Here is a 17,984-nt window from a genome sequence, read left to right as displayed (position 1 = left end):
GCCCGGCCACCAGCACCCACGCACCGACGAACCCGCACCACGCGGCGACGATCTCCATCAGCGCATTATGTTCGGCGTGGCCGCCGCGCCCGGACCACCCCGGCTCCGGAGGGCGTGTCGCCGCACCCACGCATCGAGGGAAGTCGCTCAGAGCGATCCGAGCGAGGCGGCGGCCCCGCTGACACCGCCCGGGTTATCGGGCGAGACCCAATCGGACCCATGGCGGTACTCGCGGAGGTATTCCGTGTGCCACCGTGGCCAATCCAGATAGATGGCACCCGCGCTCTTGCGGTACCGCCGGTATTGTCCACCGGCTGTGCGCAACGACCGGCGGGCTTCCCGCGCGGCTCGCCTGGCCCCGCGGAGGGCCGACGCCAACTGGGCGCTGGTCAACTCGACCGGCGGATCGGCGAAGATGCCGGATTTCCTGAACATGGCTCATTCTGGCGCACCGGTGAAGAGCGCTGCCAGACACCGATTTCGGTGGCTCGCCCGGGTGCAGGTCCGCGGGAACTCCGTATTGGGGGATGGTGCGGTGAGAAGCCGACGGAAAGCCCGGTAACGAGCCCGTCGGCGCACCCGATGGACCAACCGAACGGCGGGCGAAAACCGTTGGCATCCAGACTATTCAGTCTCAGGTCAATACTCGCCCTCCGGTTGGCGAACACAGTAGGATTCAGCTCTGGCGTCCAGATCAGGGGGGACGGCCATGATGCGCAGTGTGCACACGATGGAGCTCCGGAATGGCCTTCCAGATCGAACAGGACCAGGAATTACTCCGAAACCGCCGCGGGGAACGCCTGCATCGGTCCGGGCAGGGGCGCTGGCAGGCGGAATACGGCCGGCGGTTGCGGATCAGCGATGCGCTGGTGGTGGCGGGGGCCGTGGCGGGAGCCCAGCTCATCCGATTCGACGGTCTCAACCACAATGATTCGCAGCTGGATTGGGCCGGGGGCGCCCGGGTCGGATATTCGGCGATCTCGACGCTGCTCGTCGTGGCGTGGCTCGGCTTCCTCGCGCTCGGCAACGCGTGGTCGACGGCGGTCATCGGATCCGGTTCCGAGGAGTATCGGCGCCTGGTCGGCGCCACGATGCGACTATTCGGTCTGATCGCCATCGCCTCCCTGCTGCTGCGCATCGAATTCGCGCGCGGCTATCTGGCCATCGCACTACCGGTCGGTCTGCTCGGTTTGATGGTCAACCGGATGCTGTGGCGCAAGTTCGCCGCCCGCCAGCATCGCGAGGGCCGGTTCCTGACCTCCGTCCTGGTTGTGGGACGCCATGATTCGGCGCACGAGATCATGCGCTGCTTCGAACGCGATCCCGCCGTGGGTTACTGCGTGGTAGGCGTCTACAGCCCGTATGCCGCCGAGGACGAGCTCACCGATATCGAGGAGTCCGGGCTGCCGGTCCTGGGCGGGGAGTCGACGATCATCGAGGCCATCGAGGCGACGGGCGCGGACACGGTGGCCATCGCCGCCACCGAGCGCCTCGGCACCACCGGCATCAACGATCTGGTCTGGCAGCTGTCCCCGCGCGGCATCGATCTGGTGGTCACCCCGGGCGTGGTGGATGTTGCCGATCAACGGCTTTCGATCCGCCCGGTGGCCAACCTGCCGCTGCTGCACATCGGCCGCCCGCAATACGATCGCGCCAAGTCCTTCGGCAAGGCGGCCTTCGATTTCCTCTTCGCCGCGGCGGCGCTGCTGGCCGCCCTGCCGGTCATGGTGATCGCGGCCGTCGCCATCAAGCTCACCAGCCCGGGCCCGGTCTTCTACCTGTCCGAGCGAATCGGCTTGGACGGCGAGCCCTTCCGCATGATCAAGTTCCGCAGCATGCGCACCGGCGCGGACCGGGATCTGGGTGATCTGCTGGCCGCCAATGACGGCGCCGGACCACTGTTCAAGATGCGCGAGGATCCGCGCGTCACCTCCGTCGGCCGAATCCTGCGCAAGTACAGCCTCGACGAACTGCCGCAGTTCATCAATGTGCTGCGCGGCGAGATGAGCGTGGTCGGCCCGCGCCCGCCGCTGCGCGGCGAGGTGGAGCGCTACGACCGAAAGGTCCGGCGGCGCTTGCTGGTCAAGCCGGGCCTGACCGGACTGTGGCAGGTGTCGGGCCGCTCGGATCTGTCCTGGGAGGAATCCGTGCGCCTGGACCTGTCCTACGTCGAGAACTGGTCCATGGTGCAGGACCTGCTGATCATCCGGAAGACCATCTTCGCCGTCGCCCGCAGCGACGGCGCGTACTGACCGTCCCAGAAACGGTACGGCCGCCCGGGAAACCGGGCGGCACAACCCATTCAGCTCAGCGAGCCGATCTGCCGCTGGAATTCGCGGTGCCAGACCTCGAGCGACAGCAGCGTCCAGATCCGGGGCTGCTCATCGCGCAGCCCCGCGATATGCCCCTCCAGCAGGCGGCGCACCTCCCCCACGTCGCAGATGCCGCCGACGAACGAGGACGGTCCGGTCAGCAGGTCGAAGGCCATCTCGCGCAGATGGCCGCGGAACCAGGCGTCCAACGGCACCTTGAATCCGACCTTGGGCCGATCCACCAGCTCGTCCGGAAGATGCCGCCGCGCCACCTCTTTCACCAGCCATTTGGTGGTGCCCCCGCGCACCTTGAAGGTGCTCGGCAGCCGGAACGCCAGTTCGGCGACCCGATGGTCGAGGAAGGGCGGGCGCAGTTCCAGCGACGCCGCCATGGACATCCGGTCCCCGCGCTCGAGCAGGTTGTCGGCCAGCCAGGTGTGCACGTCGGCATAGAGCATGCGCCGCAACGGGTCTCCCCGGCCGTCCAGGTACGGCTCGAGCACGGTGCGCTCGGGCGGCCCGCCCAGCAGCCGGGTGCGCTCGCGGGCGGTGAACGGGGCGAACCAGCCCCGCATGCGTTCGGCGTAGCTGGGTTCGGACAGCGCGCGCAGCGCCACCGAGAGCCGCGCCTGCCGCGGTGAGAGCCGCCCCTCCAGCGCCCGCAGCGGTCCGCCGGGCAGCGCGCCCGCGTAGCAGGTGGTGCGCGCGTACCGGTATTTCGGGTAGCCGCCGAACAATTCGTCGCTGCCCTCGCCCGACAGCACCACCTTCACGTGATCGCGCGCCAGCTCGGCCAGCCGATAGATGGCGACATCGGCCGGTTCGGACAGCGGCGAGTCCCGATTCCAGCTCAGCCGCGCCCAGTTCTCCTCGAAATCGGCGGGGCTGACAATGGTCTCGTGATGATCGCTGCCCACGATCTTGGCGGCGACCCGCGCCCACTCGGTCTCGTCGACCCGCTCGTCCCCGAACGCGGCCGAGAACGTGTGCAGCCCTTCGCCATTGCGCTGCCGCGCCACCAGCGCGCAGATGAGACTGCTGTCCACGCCGCCGGATAGGTAGGCCCCGACGGGCACGTCGGCGACCAGCGCGTCGCGCACCGAATCCATCAACGCGTCATCGAGCAGGTCGACGGCCCGCTCGGGCGTGACGGTCAGGGTCTCCCCCGCCGCCGGCAGCTTCCAGAACGCCTCGATGCGCACGGTCCCGTCGGCCCGCGCGGTGAGGTGATGCCCCTGCGGCACCTTCCGCACACCCTCGACGAAGGTGTAGGGCGCGGGAACCGACCGGTGTGCCAGGAAGTCGTGCAGGCTGGCGGTGTCAACCTCCGGCGAGTCGATCACCGGCAGCAGCGCTTTGATCTCCGACGCGAAGGCCAGGAAGCTCTCGGTCCGGTAGTAGTACAGCGGCAGGATGCCCAGCCGATCCCGGAACAGATGCGTCTCGTCGCTGCGCGAATCATGGATGGCGTACGCGAACTGCCCGCGCAGCGCCCCGACTCCCGGCGGCCCGTGCTTCTCGTACACCGCGAGCAGCACCTCGGTGTCACCGCGGGTGGTGAACGGATACTCCAGCTCCTCCCGCAGTTCGCGGTAGTTGAGCACCTCGCCGTTGTAGGCGATGTGGGTGTTGCCGCCCGAGCCCGCCATCGGCTGCGCCGAGCCGGCCACGTCGATGATGGCCAGCCGGGTGTGCGCGAAACCGACCGATCCGTCGATCCAGATGCCCTGGTCGTCCGGCCCCCGATGGTGCAGTCTCCGGCCCATCTCCGCGAGCAGCTCCCTGCTCACGGGTGCGCCGTCGAAGCGGCGCACACCGGCTATTCCACACACATCGTCTCCAGTTCGCCGTCAAACCTCACGTGCTTCCTCCCCCTGTGTGCCACCCTGCGTTTCAGAGTAGTCGCGCCCCGGTGCCGCTGTCAGTCGTTGTAAACCGTTGTCGCATCGCCTAATTCGCGATCCCGAGCGCCGGGTGATCGATATCCGCGGCGCCCGGACGCTCGCCGTTGGGCAACCGGATGATTTTGGCGGGCACTCCGGCCACGTGCGCCCCCGCCGGAACATCCTTGGTCACGACCGCGCCCGCCTTGATTTCCACCCTATCCCCGATGGTGACACCGACGACGATGGCGTTGGGCCCGATCCACACATCGTCCCCGATGATCGGCCAGCGTCCCGGCGCACCGCTGGCCAGTGACACCCCGTGATGGATCCGGCAGCGCGCTCCGACCCTGGCTCCGGAGTTCACACACAGCAGCCCGGTGTGGGCGATCGAGAGCCCGGGGCCGAACACATTGCGCGGCACCGTGAATCCGAGCCGCTCGCCGAGCAGCTTGACCCGTAGCGCATACCAGGCGAACGCCAGCCGACCGACCGGATCGGTACGGACATTGGCCCAGTATTCCGACTTGCGCAGCAGTCGCTGGAAGTACACAGGCCGCTGGGTCAGGCGGTACCTCAGCCGCCAGCGCGTGAGGCCGTTGGCGGCCAGATCCTCGGCGAGGTACTGCCGAAGACTCTCCTTGGAGTCGATCACGCGCTGATCCTCCCTCACCGGTCAGCAGGTCCACAACCGCTAGTCGCGGTATGGTTCCACAGCGTTGTGTTTCGACCCGGGGGTGGCGTGCACACTCCGTTTGGAAGGGGCCTTCAGGTGAATCGCCTGGACTGGTATCTGCACCGCCTGCGCGCCATGAGCGGACCGGAGATCATCTGGCGCGCAAGCCGATTGCGGCATCGCGCACTGAACCGTCCGGTCAGCTGGGAAACCGCCCGGCAATCACTGTTCGGCAGGCACGAACCCGACTGGGCGGTGCTGCTGGAGCGCTTCCGCGCGGGAGCCGAACGACCGGTGCTGCTGAATCGCTCGCGCGCCGAAATCCTTGCCGCGCAACGCCCCGACGAGGTCGCCGCCGTGCTCGCCGCGGCCGAGCAGATCCTCGAGGGCAAGGTTCGATTCTTCGGGTACCCGCTGGTCGGCATCGGCGGCAGCATCGACTGGAATCACGATGCCCTGTCCGGAATCCGCTGGCCCAGCACGAATTCCGAGCGCATCGACCATCGCACCGCCGCGGGCGACCCCAAGTGGATCTGGGAGCTGAACCGGCTGCAGCATCTGCCGTGGCTGGCCCAGGCGTGGCTGTTCACCGGTGAGGACCGCTTCGCCGAGGCCGCCTTCGAGCACCTCGACAGCTGGATCGAACAGCAGCCCCCGGGCACGGGCATCGCGTGGCGCGGGGCCTTCGAATGCGGGCTGCGGTCGATCTCGGTGGCGCTGGCGGTGCAGGGCCTGTGCGCCGCACCGGGTTTGACGCCCGAGCGCTACGCGCGCATCGTGACGCTGCTCGGGGAGAGCGCGCGGCGCTGCTGGGCGGAGCGGTCACTGTTCAGTTCGGCCAACAATCATCTGATCGGCGAGCTCACCGGACTGGCGACGGTGGCGATCCTGGTGCCGGAGCTGCCGCGCGCGGCCCGCTGGGAACGAGACGCCCTGGCGGCGCTCATCGAGCACGCCGACCGGCAGCTGCTGCCCGACGGCGCGGGCGCGGAACAGGCTGTGGCGTATCAGCTTTTCACCGTCGAGCTGCTGTCGATCGTGTACGGGCTGCTGGCCCTGCGCGGCACGCCACCGCAGCCGCTCGGCGCGGCGCTGGCCCGCAGCGCGCGGTATCTGGCCCTGCTGGTCGGCGACGAGGACCCGCAGCCGCGCTTCGGCGATGACGACGGCGGTTTCGCGCTGCGCCTGGGTCCCGAGGAGGTCCGGACCGTGCGCGAGCATCTGGGCATCGTCGACGCCCTGATCCCCGCGCCGGAGGCCGCGCGCGCCGCCACCGACACCGTGACCGCCGCCTGGTGGCGCGCCGCGCTGGGCACGGAATCCACGGCGGCGCCGGAACCTCCCGGCAGCGGTTACGCCGCCGACGGCGGGCTGGTGGTGCTGCGCGCCGGACGCCGCCGCCTCACCATGGACGTCGGCCCGCTCGGCTATCTGTCGATCGCCGCGCACGGGCACGCGGACGCGCTCGCGGTGACGCTGGCCGCCGACGGCACCGACCTGATCGGCGATCCGGGCACGGCGAGTTACTACGGGCATCCGGGTTGGCGTGCGGCGCACCGCGGTACGCGCGCGCATCCGACGGTGAGCGTGGACGGCGCGGACCAGTCGGTGAAGGCCGGGCCGTTCATGTGGAGCACGCACGCGCGGGTGCGGGTGCGCGCGGTGGACACCGAGCGCGGCGTGGTCGACGCCGAACACGACGGCTACCTACGGCTGCCGGACCCGGTCACGCACCGACGCTGGCTGGTCGCGCCCCCGGAGCACCAGTCGATCGTCGTGGTGGACCTGCTCTCCGGCAAGGGAATGCACACCGCGGACGTGTCCTGGCCGCTGCATCCGGCACTCGACGTCCAGGAGTCCGAACACGGCCATCTGGTGACCGCCAACGGGGACGCTCTGCTCTCGCTGACCTACGCCGCGACCGTCCCCGTGGTCACCGACTCGGTGCGCGGTGACGAGACGACCGATCTGGGCTGGTGGTCGGAGCGTCTCGAATCCCGCGAGCCCGCCTGGCTGATCAGCGCACGCTGTTCGGGCTCAGCGCCTTTCGCGGTGGTCACGGTCCTGGGCCGAGGCCCGGACACGGTCGGTGACCTGCGCATCGAACACAGCGGAGGCGGGATCCGCGCGCACTGGACCGACGGCGACACCCGGTACACGCTGGTCATCGACACCACCCGCGACGGCGCCGCCGACCTCAGCACCGATCGATGACCGCCCGCGCGTACCCGGCCGTTTGATAGGCATAGGACCAGACCCAGTACCAAGGTGCGATGTCGAACGGGCTGGGCCGCATGATCAGTTCACCGTCGAAACACCGTTCCAGGATGTAGCGCGCCCGGGACAGGTGCGGCCGCATGGTGATCACGATGACCGTCTTCCAACCGTTCTCGCTGGCCAGCCGGCGTAACTCCCGGCCCTCCCCCACCGTCGTCGACGGATCCGGCGCGAAACAGATCAGCGTGAATCCGGTCTGCGGCGTGTGGCACGGTTCGCGGACCTCGTCGATATCGGTCCATTCCCCATAGGGATTGGAAAACAGCACCGTCGAGGCGTACCCCTGCCGCCCGAGTTCCAGCCCGTACCCGTAGCGGTCCACCCCCTCGCCGCCGAGCACCAGAATGGCGTCCGCGCGCCGCAACTCATCCACCTGCGGGCGCACGTACACCGGATAACCCGCGGCAACCAGTGCCGCGACGATCGCGAGGGCGAGACCGGCGAGCACCCACCGGCGACGGGTCAGCCACCCGCGTAGTCGCCCCGTCACCGCCGCCGTACCGCGAAAACCGGGCTCGCGGGCGAAATCACCCGCAGCACACCGAGAAACAGCGTGGCGAAGGCCAGCACTTCGACGATGAGCAGGCCCAGTCCGGGCGCGACGGCCCGGTCGCCCGCGTGCAGGACCAGATGCTCGAGCAGCCCCGCCGCGACCGCGGCGAGCAGTGCGGCCGCCAGCGGCGGAAGTAAGCAACGCGCCAGTTCACAACGGGTCACATCGATCACGGTACGCGACAGCGCCAGACCGGTCAGTCCGGTAAGCAGGGCCGATACCGACAGCGCGATGCCGACCCCGAACAGGCCGTGCGACACCAAGATCAACACCAGCGGGACCGCGGTGACCGCGCCGACGCCGGTCATCCAGTTGATCGCCTGCGGCCGTCCCGCACCCTTGAGCGCCTCCGCGCACACCGACATGAGCGCGAAACCGATGCCCACCCCGGCCATGGATTCGACCAGCACCCCGGCCCCGTGCCACGGGCGGCCGAGCAACAGCACCACCGCGGGCTCGCCGAGCACCGCCAGCAGCGCCGAGGACGGCACCACCGCCAGCCACATCCAGCTCAGCGCGGTCTGGAAGGCCCGGCCGAACCGCTCCCGATCCCGCGCGATGTGCGCAAACGCCGGAAATAGGACATACGAACAGATTTGAATGATCGCCATCACCGGCAGGAACGCCAGCCGACGACCGTTGCGGTAATTACCCAGCGCGTCGGTCCGCAGCCGGTGCCCGACGAACAGCACCTCGAATGCCTCGATGGCCCGCTCCACCGTGCTCTCGATCAGCAGCGGAAACGCGAACGCCGCCAACTCCCGCCATAGTCGGACCCGGAACCGCCCGCGCCCCGGCCGCCACCCGCACAACCGCCACGCCGCCACGGCCGCCACCACCACCGACGCGTAATACGCCGCCACCAGCGACCACACCCCGAACCCGCAGGCCGCCAGGGTGATCGACACGACCGCGAAGGCGACGGCATTGGCCGGATCCACGATCACCCGCCGCTGGAACTGGAACGACCGCTGCATCATCGCGTCCGGCACCGACATGAGCGAGGTGAAAAGCACGGTGCCCGAACAGGCCGCCGCGACCGCCGCGACCTGAGTGTCCCCGAACACCGAGGCCAGCACCGGCGCGGTCGCCAGCAGCACCCCCGCGATGAGCACCCCCGACCCCAGCGTCACCCAGAACACCGTCTCGGCCGCGTCCTCGACCTCGTCGCGCCGCTGGATCAGCGCATGGCTCAGCGAACTGTGCGAGAACACCACCACGAAGGTCGTCAACACCGAACCGGCGGTGAACACACCGATCTGCCCGGGCGACAACAGATGCGCCAGCACCAGCGTCTGCACCAGCGCGATGATCTGTACCGCCCCGACCCCGATGGCCGAGAGCACCGCCCCGCGCTTGAGCACCGCCCGCAGCCCGCCGGACTCCGCGCCCGGCGCAGGCCCTTCCGGAGGCTCCTCCGGATCCCGCGACAGCACCACCGCATCCTCCGGCCATCCGGCCGAATCCGCCACCTGCCTGCCGACCTCCGGCGGCGTCCCCGCCGGACTCTCCGGCGTCGGCCGCCGCACCGAATCGCCCGATCGCGCGGCCGAATCGCCGGCCGTCACCGTCGGGCTGCGGCGGCGATGCGGCCCGCGACGTGGGTGAACGCCTCGGAGAGTTGCTGTTTGAGCGGGTGCACCCGGCGCAGCGCGCCCGGCGCCACGGTGACCGCGGCCGTGACCGCCGCCGCCCGCACGGTCTTGCGCTGCCCGAACGCGTCCCGGGCCGCCCGCCGGGCTTCCCGATCGTCATTGGCCAGCAGCGCCTCCCGGGCCTTGCGCAGCAGCACCCAGTAGCGGAACGTGCGCAGCGTCTTGTCCAGCGCGGCCTTGGCCTGCGGATCGGTCGGGGCGGCCCAGGAGAACGAGCGCTCGAGCTCCGCCATGAACGCGTCCACCTTGGCCGGGTCCCGGGTGATCGAGTCGCCGCGAATCCGGAAGCGCGCCAACCGCTGCGGCAGCACCCGGATGTCGTAGCGGTCCACCATCCGAATCCAGATGGCCACCGATTCGTGCAGCTCCTGCCCGCCCCGGTCGTAGCCGCCGACCGCGTCCCAGGCCGGCCGCCGCACGGCCGCCGTGTAGTACGGCATGAGCCCGCCGAGCAGATCGGTGAGGGTGAGCCGATGCGCCGGATCCGGTTTCACCTTCACATTGGTCGAGCGGTAGTACGGCACGGGCAGGTCGGCCCCGGTGTCATCGAATCGGTAAGCGTCGCAACCGATCGCGTCGATGCCGGGATCGGCGTCGAAGGCGGCCTGGATGGTCGCGCAGAATTCGGGCATCACCTGATCGTCGCTGTCTAGCACCACCATGGCGCGCCCGGTCGCGACCGCCGACGCCGCCATGACGCCGCCGTCGTATCCCTTGTTCTCCTGCCGGACCAGCCGGATGCGCGGATCGGCGGAGTACGACTCGACGATCGCCGCGATCTCGTCCGACATCCCGTTGTCGACGACGATCAGCTCCCAGTCCGAGAACGTCTGCGCCACCACCGATTCGATCGTGTCGCGCAGATACGCCTCGGTCTTGTAGGCCGTTGTCAGGAAACTGAACGCGGGAGCGGTCGCCTCCGCCATGAATACCCCCTCAGAGCTACCACCCGATACCCACATAGCCGGGCCGCTGCCGCCGCTTCTCCGCTTCGGGCAGCCGCACCAGATCGATGACGGTCCGGTCCGGACCGATGCCGTCGACGGCGGCGACCACCGCGGGCTCCTTGGACCCCGCGATGAAGATCTCCCCGTGCGCCACAACGGCATCGATGTCATCGGTGAGCAGTTCGCCGATGTGCGGCAGCCGCTCCTCGATGAAGGCCCGGTTCGCACCCATCAGCCGCGACAGCGCCACATTGGCGTCGTAGATCCGCACGTCGTAACCCTTGCCGAGGAGCCGCTCGGCGAACTCCACCATCGGGCTCTCGCGCAGATCGTCGGTCCCGGCCTTGAACGACAGGCCGAAAATGCCAACCCGCTTGCGCCCCAGCGAGATCACCAGATCGACCGCGCGCCGAATCTGCGCCTCGTTGGAGACCAGCACGTTCTGCAGCACCGGCAGTTCCAGATCGTGCTGGCGCGCGGTGTGATTGATGGCCCGTACGTCCTTGGGCAGGCACGAGCCGCCGAAGGCGAAACCGGGCCGCAGATACGCCGGGCTGATATTGAGTTTGGTGTCGGCCAGGAAGATGTCCATCACCGCATGGGAATCCAGCCCGAGTGTCGCGCACAGCGCACCGATCTCGTTGCCGAACGTTACCTTGAGCGCATGGAAGCTGTTGTCGACATATTTGGTGATCTCGGCGACGGCGATCGGCACCCGGAAACGCGGCCCGGGCAGCCCCTCGTAGAGGCTGGTCATCTCCTCGCCGGTGCGCGCATCGCTCTCGCCGATAACGGTTTTCGGCGGATTCTCGAAGTCGCGGACACTGCTGCCCTCGCGCAGGAATTCGGGATTCACGCAGACGCCGAAGTCGACGCCGACCCGTTTGCCGGAGGCGCGTTCCAGGATCGGGATGAGGCTGTCCTCGCAGGTGCCGGGCACCATGGTGCTGCGGTAGGCGATCACATGCCAGCCGTCCTTGCCCGCCAGCGCGGTCCCGATCTGCTCGCTGACCCGCTCGAGGTAGGCCATGGAGAGCCCGCCGCCGCTGCCCGACGGTGTACCGACACAAACAATCGAAACATCACTGTTTACAACAGCTTCGGTGATGTCCTCGGTGACGGTCAGCCGCCCGGACGCCACCACCTCGGCGATGAGTTCGCCGATGCGCTCCTCCACGACCGGGGTCCGGCCCTGCCGGATGAACTCGATCTTCTGCGGGTTCACGTCGACACCGATCACCGCGTGCCCGCGCGCCGCGAAGCAAGCCGCCGAGACGCAGCCGACGTAGCCCAGTCCGAAGACACTCACCCCCAGTTCGCGGCCCATTCGCCGTGTTCGTCCGTCTTCCACCCGCGGGTCTTGCTCGTCCACGCTGCCCACCACCAGGGATCGTCGCTACCGCCGATTTGTTTTATACCAATGTATTCCGAGATTCGCCCGCGTTATCATCGGCCGGTGCGGTACGCGACGGCTCCCGTGTCTGTCGTGTATCTTGCGGTCGGGGGTGGAGACGACGCCGGAGCAACCACGAGTGCCGGCTGGGGGATCGCGGATTGATGGCATTATCGACAGTCGCCTTGACGGTGAAGTACCAGCTACGACGTACCCATCCGCAACGAGGTCGGCTGCAAAGACGGCTGGACGCGCTGGAACACGCTGACGCGGACGGGATTCGGGCATATCAGGAGCAACGGCTACGCCAGCTGGTGCGCCTGGCGGCCCGGCGCTCGCCGTTCTACCGGGAGTACTTCCGGAACTCGGGCATCGATCCGCGCTCCATCAGGACCCTCGACGACCTGCCGAAACTGCCGTTGCTATCGCGCGAGGACCTGGCGCGGCGCTCCGACGACTTCCGCACGCTGCCGCGCTGGCTGATGCGCTCGGTGCGTTCGGGCGGCACCTCGGGGGTGCCCATCGAATGCCATCGCACCCTCGCCTCGACCATGTTCGAGCTGGCGGCCCTGGAACGGCAGTGGAGCTGGTTCGGGGTACCGGAGAATTCGCGTCGAATCGTGCTGCGTGGCAACACCTTCGCTACCGGCGGTAAGGCTCCGACCCTGGCGGTGCGGGGCGCTCGGCAGTTGCTGGTATCGAGCTATCACCTGACCCCGGATCGGGTGGACCGGATCGTCGCCGACATCCGCCACTTCGCCCCCGATGTCGTGGAGGGCTGGCCGTCGAGCATCGCGTTGCTGGCCGCGCTGCTGCGCGACCGGCAGATTCGCATTCCGGTGCGCGCGGTGATCACCTCCTCGGAGGTCATGGCCCCCGGTCAACGGGCGCTGATCGAGCAGGTTTTCGAGGCGCCCATCATCGACCACTACGGCCAGACCGAACGCGCGGCCATGGCCGGGGCCTGCGAGGCGGGCGGCTACCACGTCTTCCCCTATTACGGGATCGTGGAACTGCTGCCGGTCGAGGGTGCGCCCGACCGCTGGGAGATCGTCGGAACCTCCCTGCAGAACCGGGGATTCCCGCTGTTCCGGTATCGCACCGGCGACGAGGTCCGCCCGGCCGCGCCGGGCCCGTGCCCCTGCGGTCGCGCGTTCCCGCTGCTGGGCGTGGTGGACGGCCGGGTCGAGGACACCTTCACCTCCGCGGACGGCCGGCCGCTGCCGCTGCCGTCGAGCATCGTGGACGACCTGACGGGCCTGCGCGAGGCGCAGATCGCTCAGTTGCGGCCGGGCGTTTTCGAGTTGCGCGTGGTACCGGGCACCGGATTCTCCGAGGCCCGCACCACTGCGCACGCGCGCCGGAACATCCTGCGGCAGTTCGGTTCCGGCCAGGAGTTGCGGGTGCGGGTGTTCGAGATGCTGCCCCGGCCGCCGAGTGGAAAGCTCAAGACCGCGGTGGTCGACCCGGCGCCGCCCAAGGACGAAACATCGTTCGGGCGGGACACGATACCCGGGAAGCGGACGTAGTGGCGAGGGGGCGCGTGAAGAGAGAGGTGGGGCCGCGGTGTTGGGTCGCAGCGCGAGAATGGCGGTGCTGACGGCGGTTTCGCTGGTCGCGGTGGGGAGTGTGGCGGGGTGTGGTGGATCCGGTGATTCGGCGAACCAGAAGGTGCCGGTCAGTACGACCGTGCCCGTCGACGAGTTCGCGGCCCGTAACCAGACGCCGCAGCCGGGTGCGGTCGGCATCGGGCTGACCCGAATCACGCTGGGGCATACGAACACGGCCGATCAGGTGACCTTCGAATTCACCGGAAGCGCGGTACCGGGCTGGTCGGTGCACTACGTGAACCAGCCCGTGCAGAACGGCACCCGGACACCGTTCGCGGTGACGGGCCAGTCCGTGATCGAGGTGCTGATCCGCGAGGCGGCCAATCCGTTCACCTCCGGCGCGGCTCCCTATTCCGGCCCGCCGACCGTGACCGATCCGAGCACCACGACGGTCGGCGAGGTGCGCTATGCCAGTCAGCTACGCGGCGTGACACAGGCTTTCATCGGACTCCAGACCCCGCAGCGCAAGTTCCGGCTCACCGGACTGACGAATCCGACGCGGGTGGTGCTGGAGGTCGATCACCGATGACGACCGGGGGAACCATGACAAGAAGTACGCTCAGCGTCGTTATCGACCGGATCTGGCAGCGCCGCTGGCTGGTCGCGGCGGTCGCGCTGGTGGTGATGTTCGGTGCGTTCTACACCGTGCACGACCGCACCACGACCTATACCGCGCGCGTGCTGGTCTCGGCCGGCTCGAACCGGCCGCCGACCCAGGACGCGATCCTCGCGCAGGGGTTCACCTATTACCTCAACGATCCGTCGTATCAGGCCGCGCTCGGGCACAAGGCCGGATTTCCCGATGGCATCAACGGTTTCTCGGCGCAGTACGTGACGGCGAGCCCGCTGTTCTATGTGCAGGTGAGCGCGAATACGGCCGCTGTGGCGGTGGCCGCCGCGCCGAAGATCGCGCAGCTCTACGTCGACGACGTGAACGGGCGGCTCGACGCGAGCCGCACCGCGACCGCCGACGCCATGACCGCCTCCATGATGAAGATGTGGAGCGACCGCCTGGCGGCCAACGACCCCAATGCCTACAGCGCGCAGATCCAGTTGCAGCAGGTCATCGATCAGCTCAACGCGGGCACCGAGAACCGGCTCACCGTGCTGCAATCCGGCGCGGGCGCGACCCCGATCGGTCCTGGCAAGACCAAGACGCTGGGCGCGGGCATCATCGGCGGGATCATTCTGGGCTGCGTGGTGGCGCTCATGGCGGGCGCGGGCACGCGGCGGCTGTACACCGATTACGACGTGGCGGAGAAGACCGGGGTGCGGCCGCTGGACGTGATCCCGGCCGGGGGCGGCGCGAAACGCGATGCCCGCCGCGAGGTGGCATTGCGGCATGTCGCAAATCTGGTCGCACGGGAATGCACGCGGACGCCGACTTCGATTGCGGTGGCACCGGTTTCGCCCGGACCGGGCGGTGCGGAGGTGGCGCGGGCGCTCGCCGAGCATCGGGCGGCGCAGGGGACCAAGACCATCTATCTGGACACCGATCTGCGCGATACGGGATCCGGCGGGGCGGGCATCGTCGACTATCTGGAGGGCCGGATCCGCGAACTGCGGGAGGTCACGCGCGCCGGGACCGACGGTTTCGCCGAGATCGCCTCCGGCGCCTCCGGCGGCGATCCGTACCGCCTGTTCGACCGCCATCGGGTGCGCGAGCTACTCCAGACCGCCGGCGCCACAGCCGATCTCGTGGTGGTGCGGGTCGCGCCGCTGAGCGTGGCGCCGGAGGCGCAGATCGTGGCCGATGTCGCGGATCTGACGATTCTGGTCGTCGAATGCGGGCGCACCCGGGTGCGGGAGATGACCGAGGCGGTGCGGGCGATCAATCAGGTCGGCGCGGAGGTGCTGGGCGCGATCCTGATCGATTCGGCCGAACGCCGTGGGCCGCTGAGCCGTTGGATGTCCCGATGACGCCCGAGCTCCCGGCGCTGCTGGAGCGCACCATGCCGCCGGACCCCGCGGCGCCGCCCGAGCGGTCGTGGTTCGCGGAGCGGGCCAAGATGTTCGTGATCATCGGCGTATCACTGCTGCTGGGGCTCGGCGTGATGCTCGAGCTGTCGAAGAAGGCGCCCGGCGGTCTGGGCGTGGTGGCCGCGGCCGGCGGTTTCGCCGCGGTCCTGGTCGTCATCGGCTTGCGGGATCCGCGCTGGGCCTTCGTCTTCATGATGCTGGCGACGTTCCTGCGCCCGGCGATTCCCAAGATCCTGCCCGTCACCGACCCGTTCGTGCTGGCCTTCGGCGGGCTGGTGATCGCGGCGCTGGCCTGGATTCGCGGCCGCCCGGAGCGGCGGGTGTCGATCGGGCCGATCGAGATCGCGATGCTGCTGTACGTGCTGTGGAACCTGAATTCGATTCTGCAGGACCACGAGTACGCGCCCATCCTGTACCCGCTCACCGGCGAGATGCTGGATCTGCGGCGCTATCTCATCATCGGCACGGTCATGCCGTTCGCCACCTATCTGATCGCGCGCATGATCTTCGCCCGCCGCGATGCCGCCGGATTCTTGGTGGGCACACTGCTCGGGTGCAGCGCGTACTCGGCGTGGGTGAGCATCCTGCAGTTCTACGGGCCGCGCAGCCTGATCTGGCCCAAGTACATCGCCTACGCCCCGGCCTGGGCCGAGCGCGCCTGCGGGCTGCCCAATCAGCCGGAGGTCAACGGCCTGATCCTGATCGTCGGATTCGTGCTGTCGCTGGTGCTGATCAGCAGTGAGCAGCGGCCGCGCTGGCAGCGGATCGGGCTGGCGGTGATCGCGGCGGCGTGCGCGTTCTCGGTGTATCTGACCCACACCCGGTCGATCTGGCTGGATTTCGCGGTCGTGGTGCTGATCGCCATCGTGGTGGGCAAGGGCTTTCGGACCGGATTCGTGGTGACCGCCATCGCGGCGGTGACCGTCATCGCCCTGAACTGGTCCACCTTCACCTCCTCCGACCGCAAGGCCGGCGGAGTGGCCTCGACCAACGAGGTCTACGACCGGCTCAATGCGGATATGACCGCGGTGTGGGCGTGGACCCAGAAGCCGTTCAGCGGGTGGGGTCTGGGCCGGTTCGTCATGGTGAACACCTATCGGCACCAGCAGTATTCGCCGACCACGCCGTGGGAGCGCGGGCTGGGCATTCCCGCCCACGAGACCGAGCTGGGCATTCTCGCCGAGCTCGGCATCGTCGGGCTGCTGTTGTGGCTGACGGTGCTGGCGCTGTTGACCCGGAAGCTGCTGCTCGCCTATCTGCGGCTGCCGACCGAGGGGCTGATGGGCCGCCCGCTGGCGTTCACCGCCGCCGCGGCCTTCGTATCGCTGGTGCTCGGTGGTGTTTTCGTGGATCTGCGGCTGTTCGACTATCCCAGCACCATGGTGTTCGCACTGGTGGGCGCGGCGGTCGGGGCGGCCGATCGGCTGCCCCGGCCCCCGAAGGTGGACCCGCTCGAAGCGGGCCGGGCCCACCGGGAGGAACTGCGGGCGGCGCGGGTCTAGCTGTTCCGCTCGAACAGCCGGGAGTAGAAGCCGAGCAGGTGCTGTCGCGAAGTGTCCCAGGACAATTCGCGCTCGACCCGCTCGCGGCCGAGTTCGCCCATCTGCTTGCGGCGCACCGGGTCGTCGAGCAGTTCGGCCATGGCGACGGCGAAGGCGGCCTCGTCATTGGCGGGCACGTAGACCGCCGCCTCGCCCGCCGACACCCGCGCCTCGGTCAGCTCGAACGACACCAAAGGCCGTGACATGGCCATGTATTCGACGACCTTGTTCATGGTGGAGACGTCGTTGAGCGGGTTGTACGGGTCCGGCGACAGGCAGATATCGGCGGTCGAGAGGCAGGTCTGCAGGAACTCGTCGGAGACGCGGCCGGTGAATTCCACCGTGTCGTCGAGCTTCAGTTCCTTCGACAGCGCGACCAGATCGTCGAAGGCGTCGCCCGCGCCCATGAAGATGAAGTGGGCGTCATTGCGGCCGAGCACATCGCGGAAGTGGGCGATGGCGCGCAGCGCGTAGTCCACGCCGTCCTGGGGTCCCATCACGCCCAGATACGCGCCCAGATAGGGCTTTCCGTGCTTGAGCGCGGGTTGCGGATCGCGTGGGATGAAGCGGGACAGGTCCGGTGCGCTGCGCACCACCGTCACCTTGTCCGGATCCATGTGCCCGCGTTCGATGGCGACGCGGCGGTAGCTCTCGTTGGTGGAGATGACCGCGTCGGCGCATGCGAAGGTCAAGCGCTCCAGCAGCATCGACGCCCGATACAGCAGCTTGCCGCCGCCCTCGAAGCGGGACAGGAACAGTTCCGGCACCAGGTCGTGGTGGTCGAAGACGAAGCGGGTGCCGCCCAGGCGCAGCACCAGGGCGATGAGGAACAGCAGGTCGGGCGGATTGCAGGCGTGCACCGCGTCGATCGGCCCGGCGCGGCGCACCCGCAGCGCCAGGCGCAGGGTGTGGAAAAGCGCGAGGGAGTACTCGCGCAGATATCCGGCCGGGCCGCCGGTGGCGGCCCGCAGCGGATAGCGCAGGATGTGGACGCCCTCTATGGTCGCCTCGGCCTCGCGATCCTGTTTGGTCCCCTTGGGGCAGATGACCGTGACCCGGTATCCGGCGTCGACCAGGGCGCGGCTCTCCTGCCACACCCGCCGGTCGAAGGGCACCGAGAGGTTCTCCACCAAGATCAGAATGTGTTGTCCCGCCAT

The 17,984-nt window shown here is 68.8% G+C and carries 13 protein-coding genes; 6 read left to right on the top strand and 7 right to left on the bottom strand.

All coding sequences use genetic code 11. The features are described 5' to 3' along the window. Window positions 1–743: 743 nt before the first annotated feature. Entirely contained in the window at window positions 744–2,252 is a 1,509-nt protein-coding gene (locus ACAM49_RS17540; protein ID WP_369636590.1) for a sugar transferase, read from the top strand. 50 nt (window positions 2,253–2,302) lie between these two features. Here the strand turns inward: ACAM49_RS17540 and asnB are convergent, their stop codons facing one another. Further along, window positions 2,303–4,144, bottom strand: a complete 1,842-nt coding sequence (asnB, locus tag ACAM49_RS17535; protein ID WP_369636589.1) for an asparagine synthase (glutamine-hydrolyzing) — start codon at window positions 4,142–4,144, stop codon at window positions 2,303–2,305. A 118-nt stretch (window positions 4,145–4,262) separates the two neighbouring features. Further along, on the bottom strand, window positions 4,263–4,850 hold the full coding sequence (locus ACAM49_RS17530; protein WP_369636588.1) for a DapH/DapD/GlmU-related protein: 588 nt from the start codon (window positions 4,848–4,850) through the stop codon (window positions 4,263–4,265). 117 nt (window positions 4,851–4,967) lie between these two features. On the opposite strand from ACAM49_RS17530, the gene ACAM49_RS17525 reads away from it, so the two are divergent. Continuing rightward, the gene (locus tag ACAM49_RS17525) at window positions 4,968–7,085 is read left to right on the top strand and encodes an alginate lyase family protein (protein WP_369636587.1); all 2,118 of its coding nucleotides are present in this window, start codon (window positions 4,968–4,970) and stop codon (window positions 7,083–7,085) included. Here the strand turns inward: ACAM49_RS17525 and ACAM49_RS17520 are convergent. Genes ACAM49_RS17520 through ACAM49_RS17505 form a run of 4 tightly spaced genes read right to left on the bottom strand, consistent with a single transcriptional unit; the run spans window position 7,069 to window position 11,675 of the window. Further along, window positions 7,069–7,638 (bottom strand): YdcF family protein, encoded by a 570-nt coding sequence (locus ACAM49_RS17520; RefSeq protein WP_369636586.1) that lies wholly within the window; start codon window positions 7,636–7,638, stop codon window positions 7,069–7,071. The genes ACAM49_RS17525 and ACAM49_RS17520 overlap by 17 nt on opposite strands. Continuing rightward, complete coding sequence (locus ACAM49_RS17515) at window positions 7,635–9,269, bottom strand: lipopolysaccharide biosynthesis protein (protein ID WP_369636585.1); 1,635 nt, start codon at window positions 9,267–9,269, stop codon at window positions 7,635–7,637. The genes ACAM49_RS17520 and ACAM49_RS17515 overlap by 4 nt, the downstream gene beginning before the upstream one ends. Continuing rightward, window positions 9,266–10,282, bottom strand: coding sequence for a glycosyltransferase family 2 protein (locus ACAM49_RS17510; RefSeq protein WP_369636584.1), 1,017 nt, complete (start codon window positions 10,280–10,282; stop codon window positions 9,266–9,268). Before ACAM49_RS17510 ends, ACAM49_RS17515 begins: the two co-directional genes overlap by 4 nt. A 16-nt stretch (window positions 10,283–10,298) precedes the next feature. Next, window positions 10,299–11,675 (bottom strand): nucleotide sugar dehydrogenase, encoded by a 1,377-nt coding sequence (locus ACAM49_RS17505; protein WP_369636583.1) that lies wholly within the window; start codon window positions 11,673–11,675, stop codon window positions 10,299–10,301. Between the two features lie 185 nt (window positions 11,676–11,860). Here ACAM49_RS17505 and ACAM49_RS17500 point away from each other — a divergent pair, with 185 nt between their 5' ends. From ACAM49_RS17500 to ACAM49_RS17485, 4 genes are read left to right on the top strand one after another with little or no spacing between them, the layout of a single operon-like run. Further along, window positions 11,861–13,225: a phenylacetate--CoA ligase family protein gene (locus ACAM49_RS17500; RefSeq protein ID WP_369636582.1), complete on the top strand. Its 1,365-nt coding sequence runs from the start codon at window positions 11,861–11,863 to the stop codon at window positions 13,223–13,225. Window positions 13,226–13,262: 37 nt separating this feature from the next. After that, on the top strand, window positions 13,263–13,835 hold the full coding sequence (locus tag ACAM49_RS17495; protein WP_369636581.1) for a hypothetical protein: 573 nt from the start codon (window positions 13,263–13,265) through the stop codon (window positions 13,833–13,835). A 14-nt stretch (window positions 13,836–13,849) separates the two neighbouring features. Continuing rightward, window positions 13,850–15,226 carry a hypothetical protein gene (locus ACAM49_RS17490; RefSeq protein ID WP_369636580.1) on the top strand — a complete coding sequence of 459 codons (1,377 nt, stop codon included), beginning with the start codon at window positions 13,850–13,852 and terminating at the stop codon, window positions 15,224–15,226. Then, window positions 15,223–16,788 (top strand): O-antigen ligase family protein, encoded by a 1,566-nt coding sequence (locus ACAM49_RS17485; RefSeq protein WP_369636579.1) that lies wholly within the window; start codon window positions 15,223–15,225, stop codon window positions 16,786–16,788. The genes ACAM49_RS17490 and ACAM49_RS17485 overlap by 4 nt, the downstream gene beginning before the upstream one ends. On the opposite strand, the gene ACAM49_RS17480 is transcribed toward ACAM49_RS17485, so the two are convergent. Next, complete coding sequence (locus ACAM49_RS17480; protein WP_369636578.1) at window positions 16,785–17,984, bottom strand: glycosyltransferase family 4 protein; 1,200 nt, start codon at window positions 17,982–17,984, stop codon at window positions 16,785–16,787. The genes ACAM49_RS17485 and ACAM49_RS17480 overlap by 4 nt on opposite strands.

This window comes from Nocardia sp. JMUB6875 (assembly GCF_041154655.1).
Taxonomy (GTDB): Bacteria; Actinomycetota; Actinomycetes; order Mycobacteriales; family Mycobacteriaceae; genus Nocardia.
This window is presented reverse-complemented; position numbering and strand designations above follow the sequence as displayed.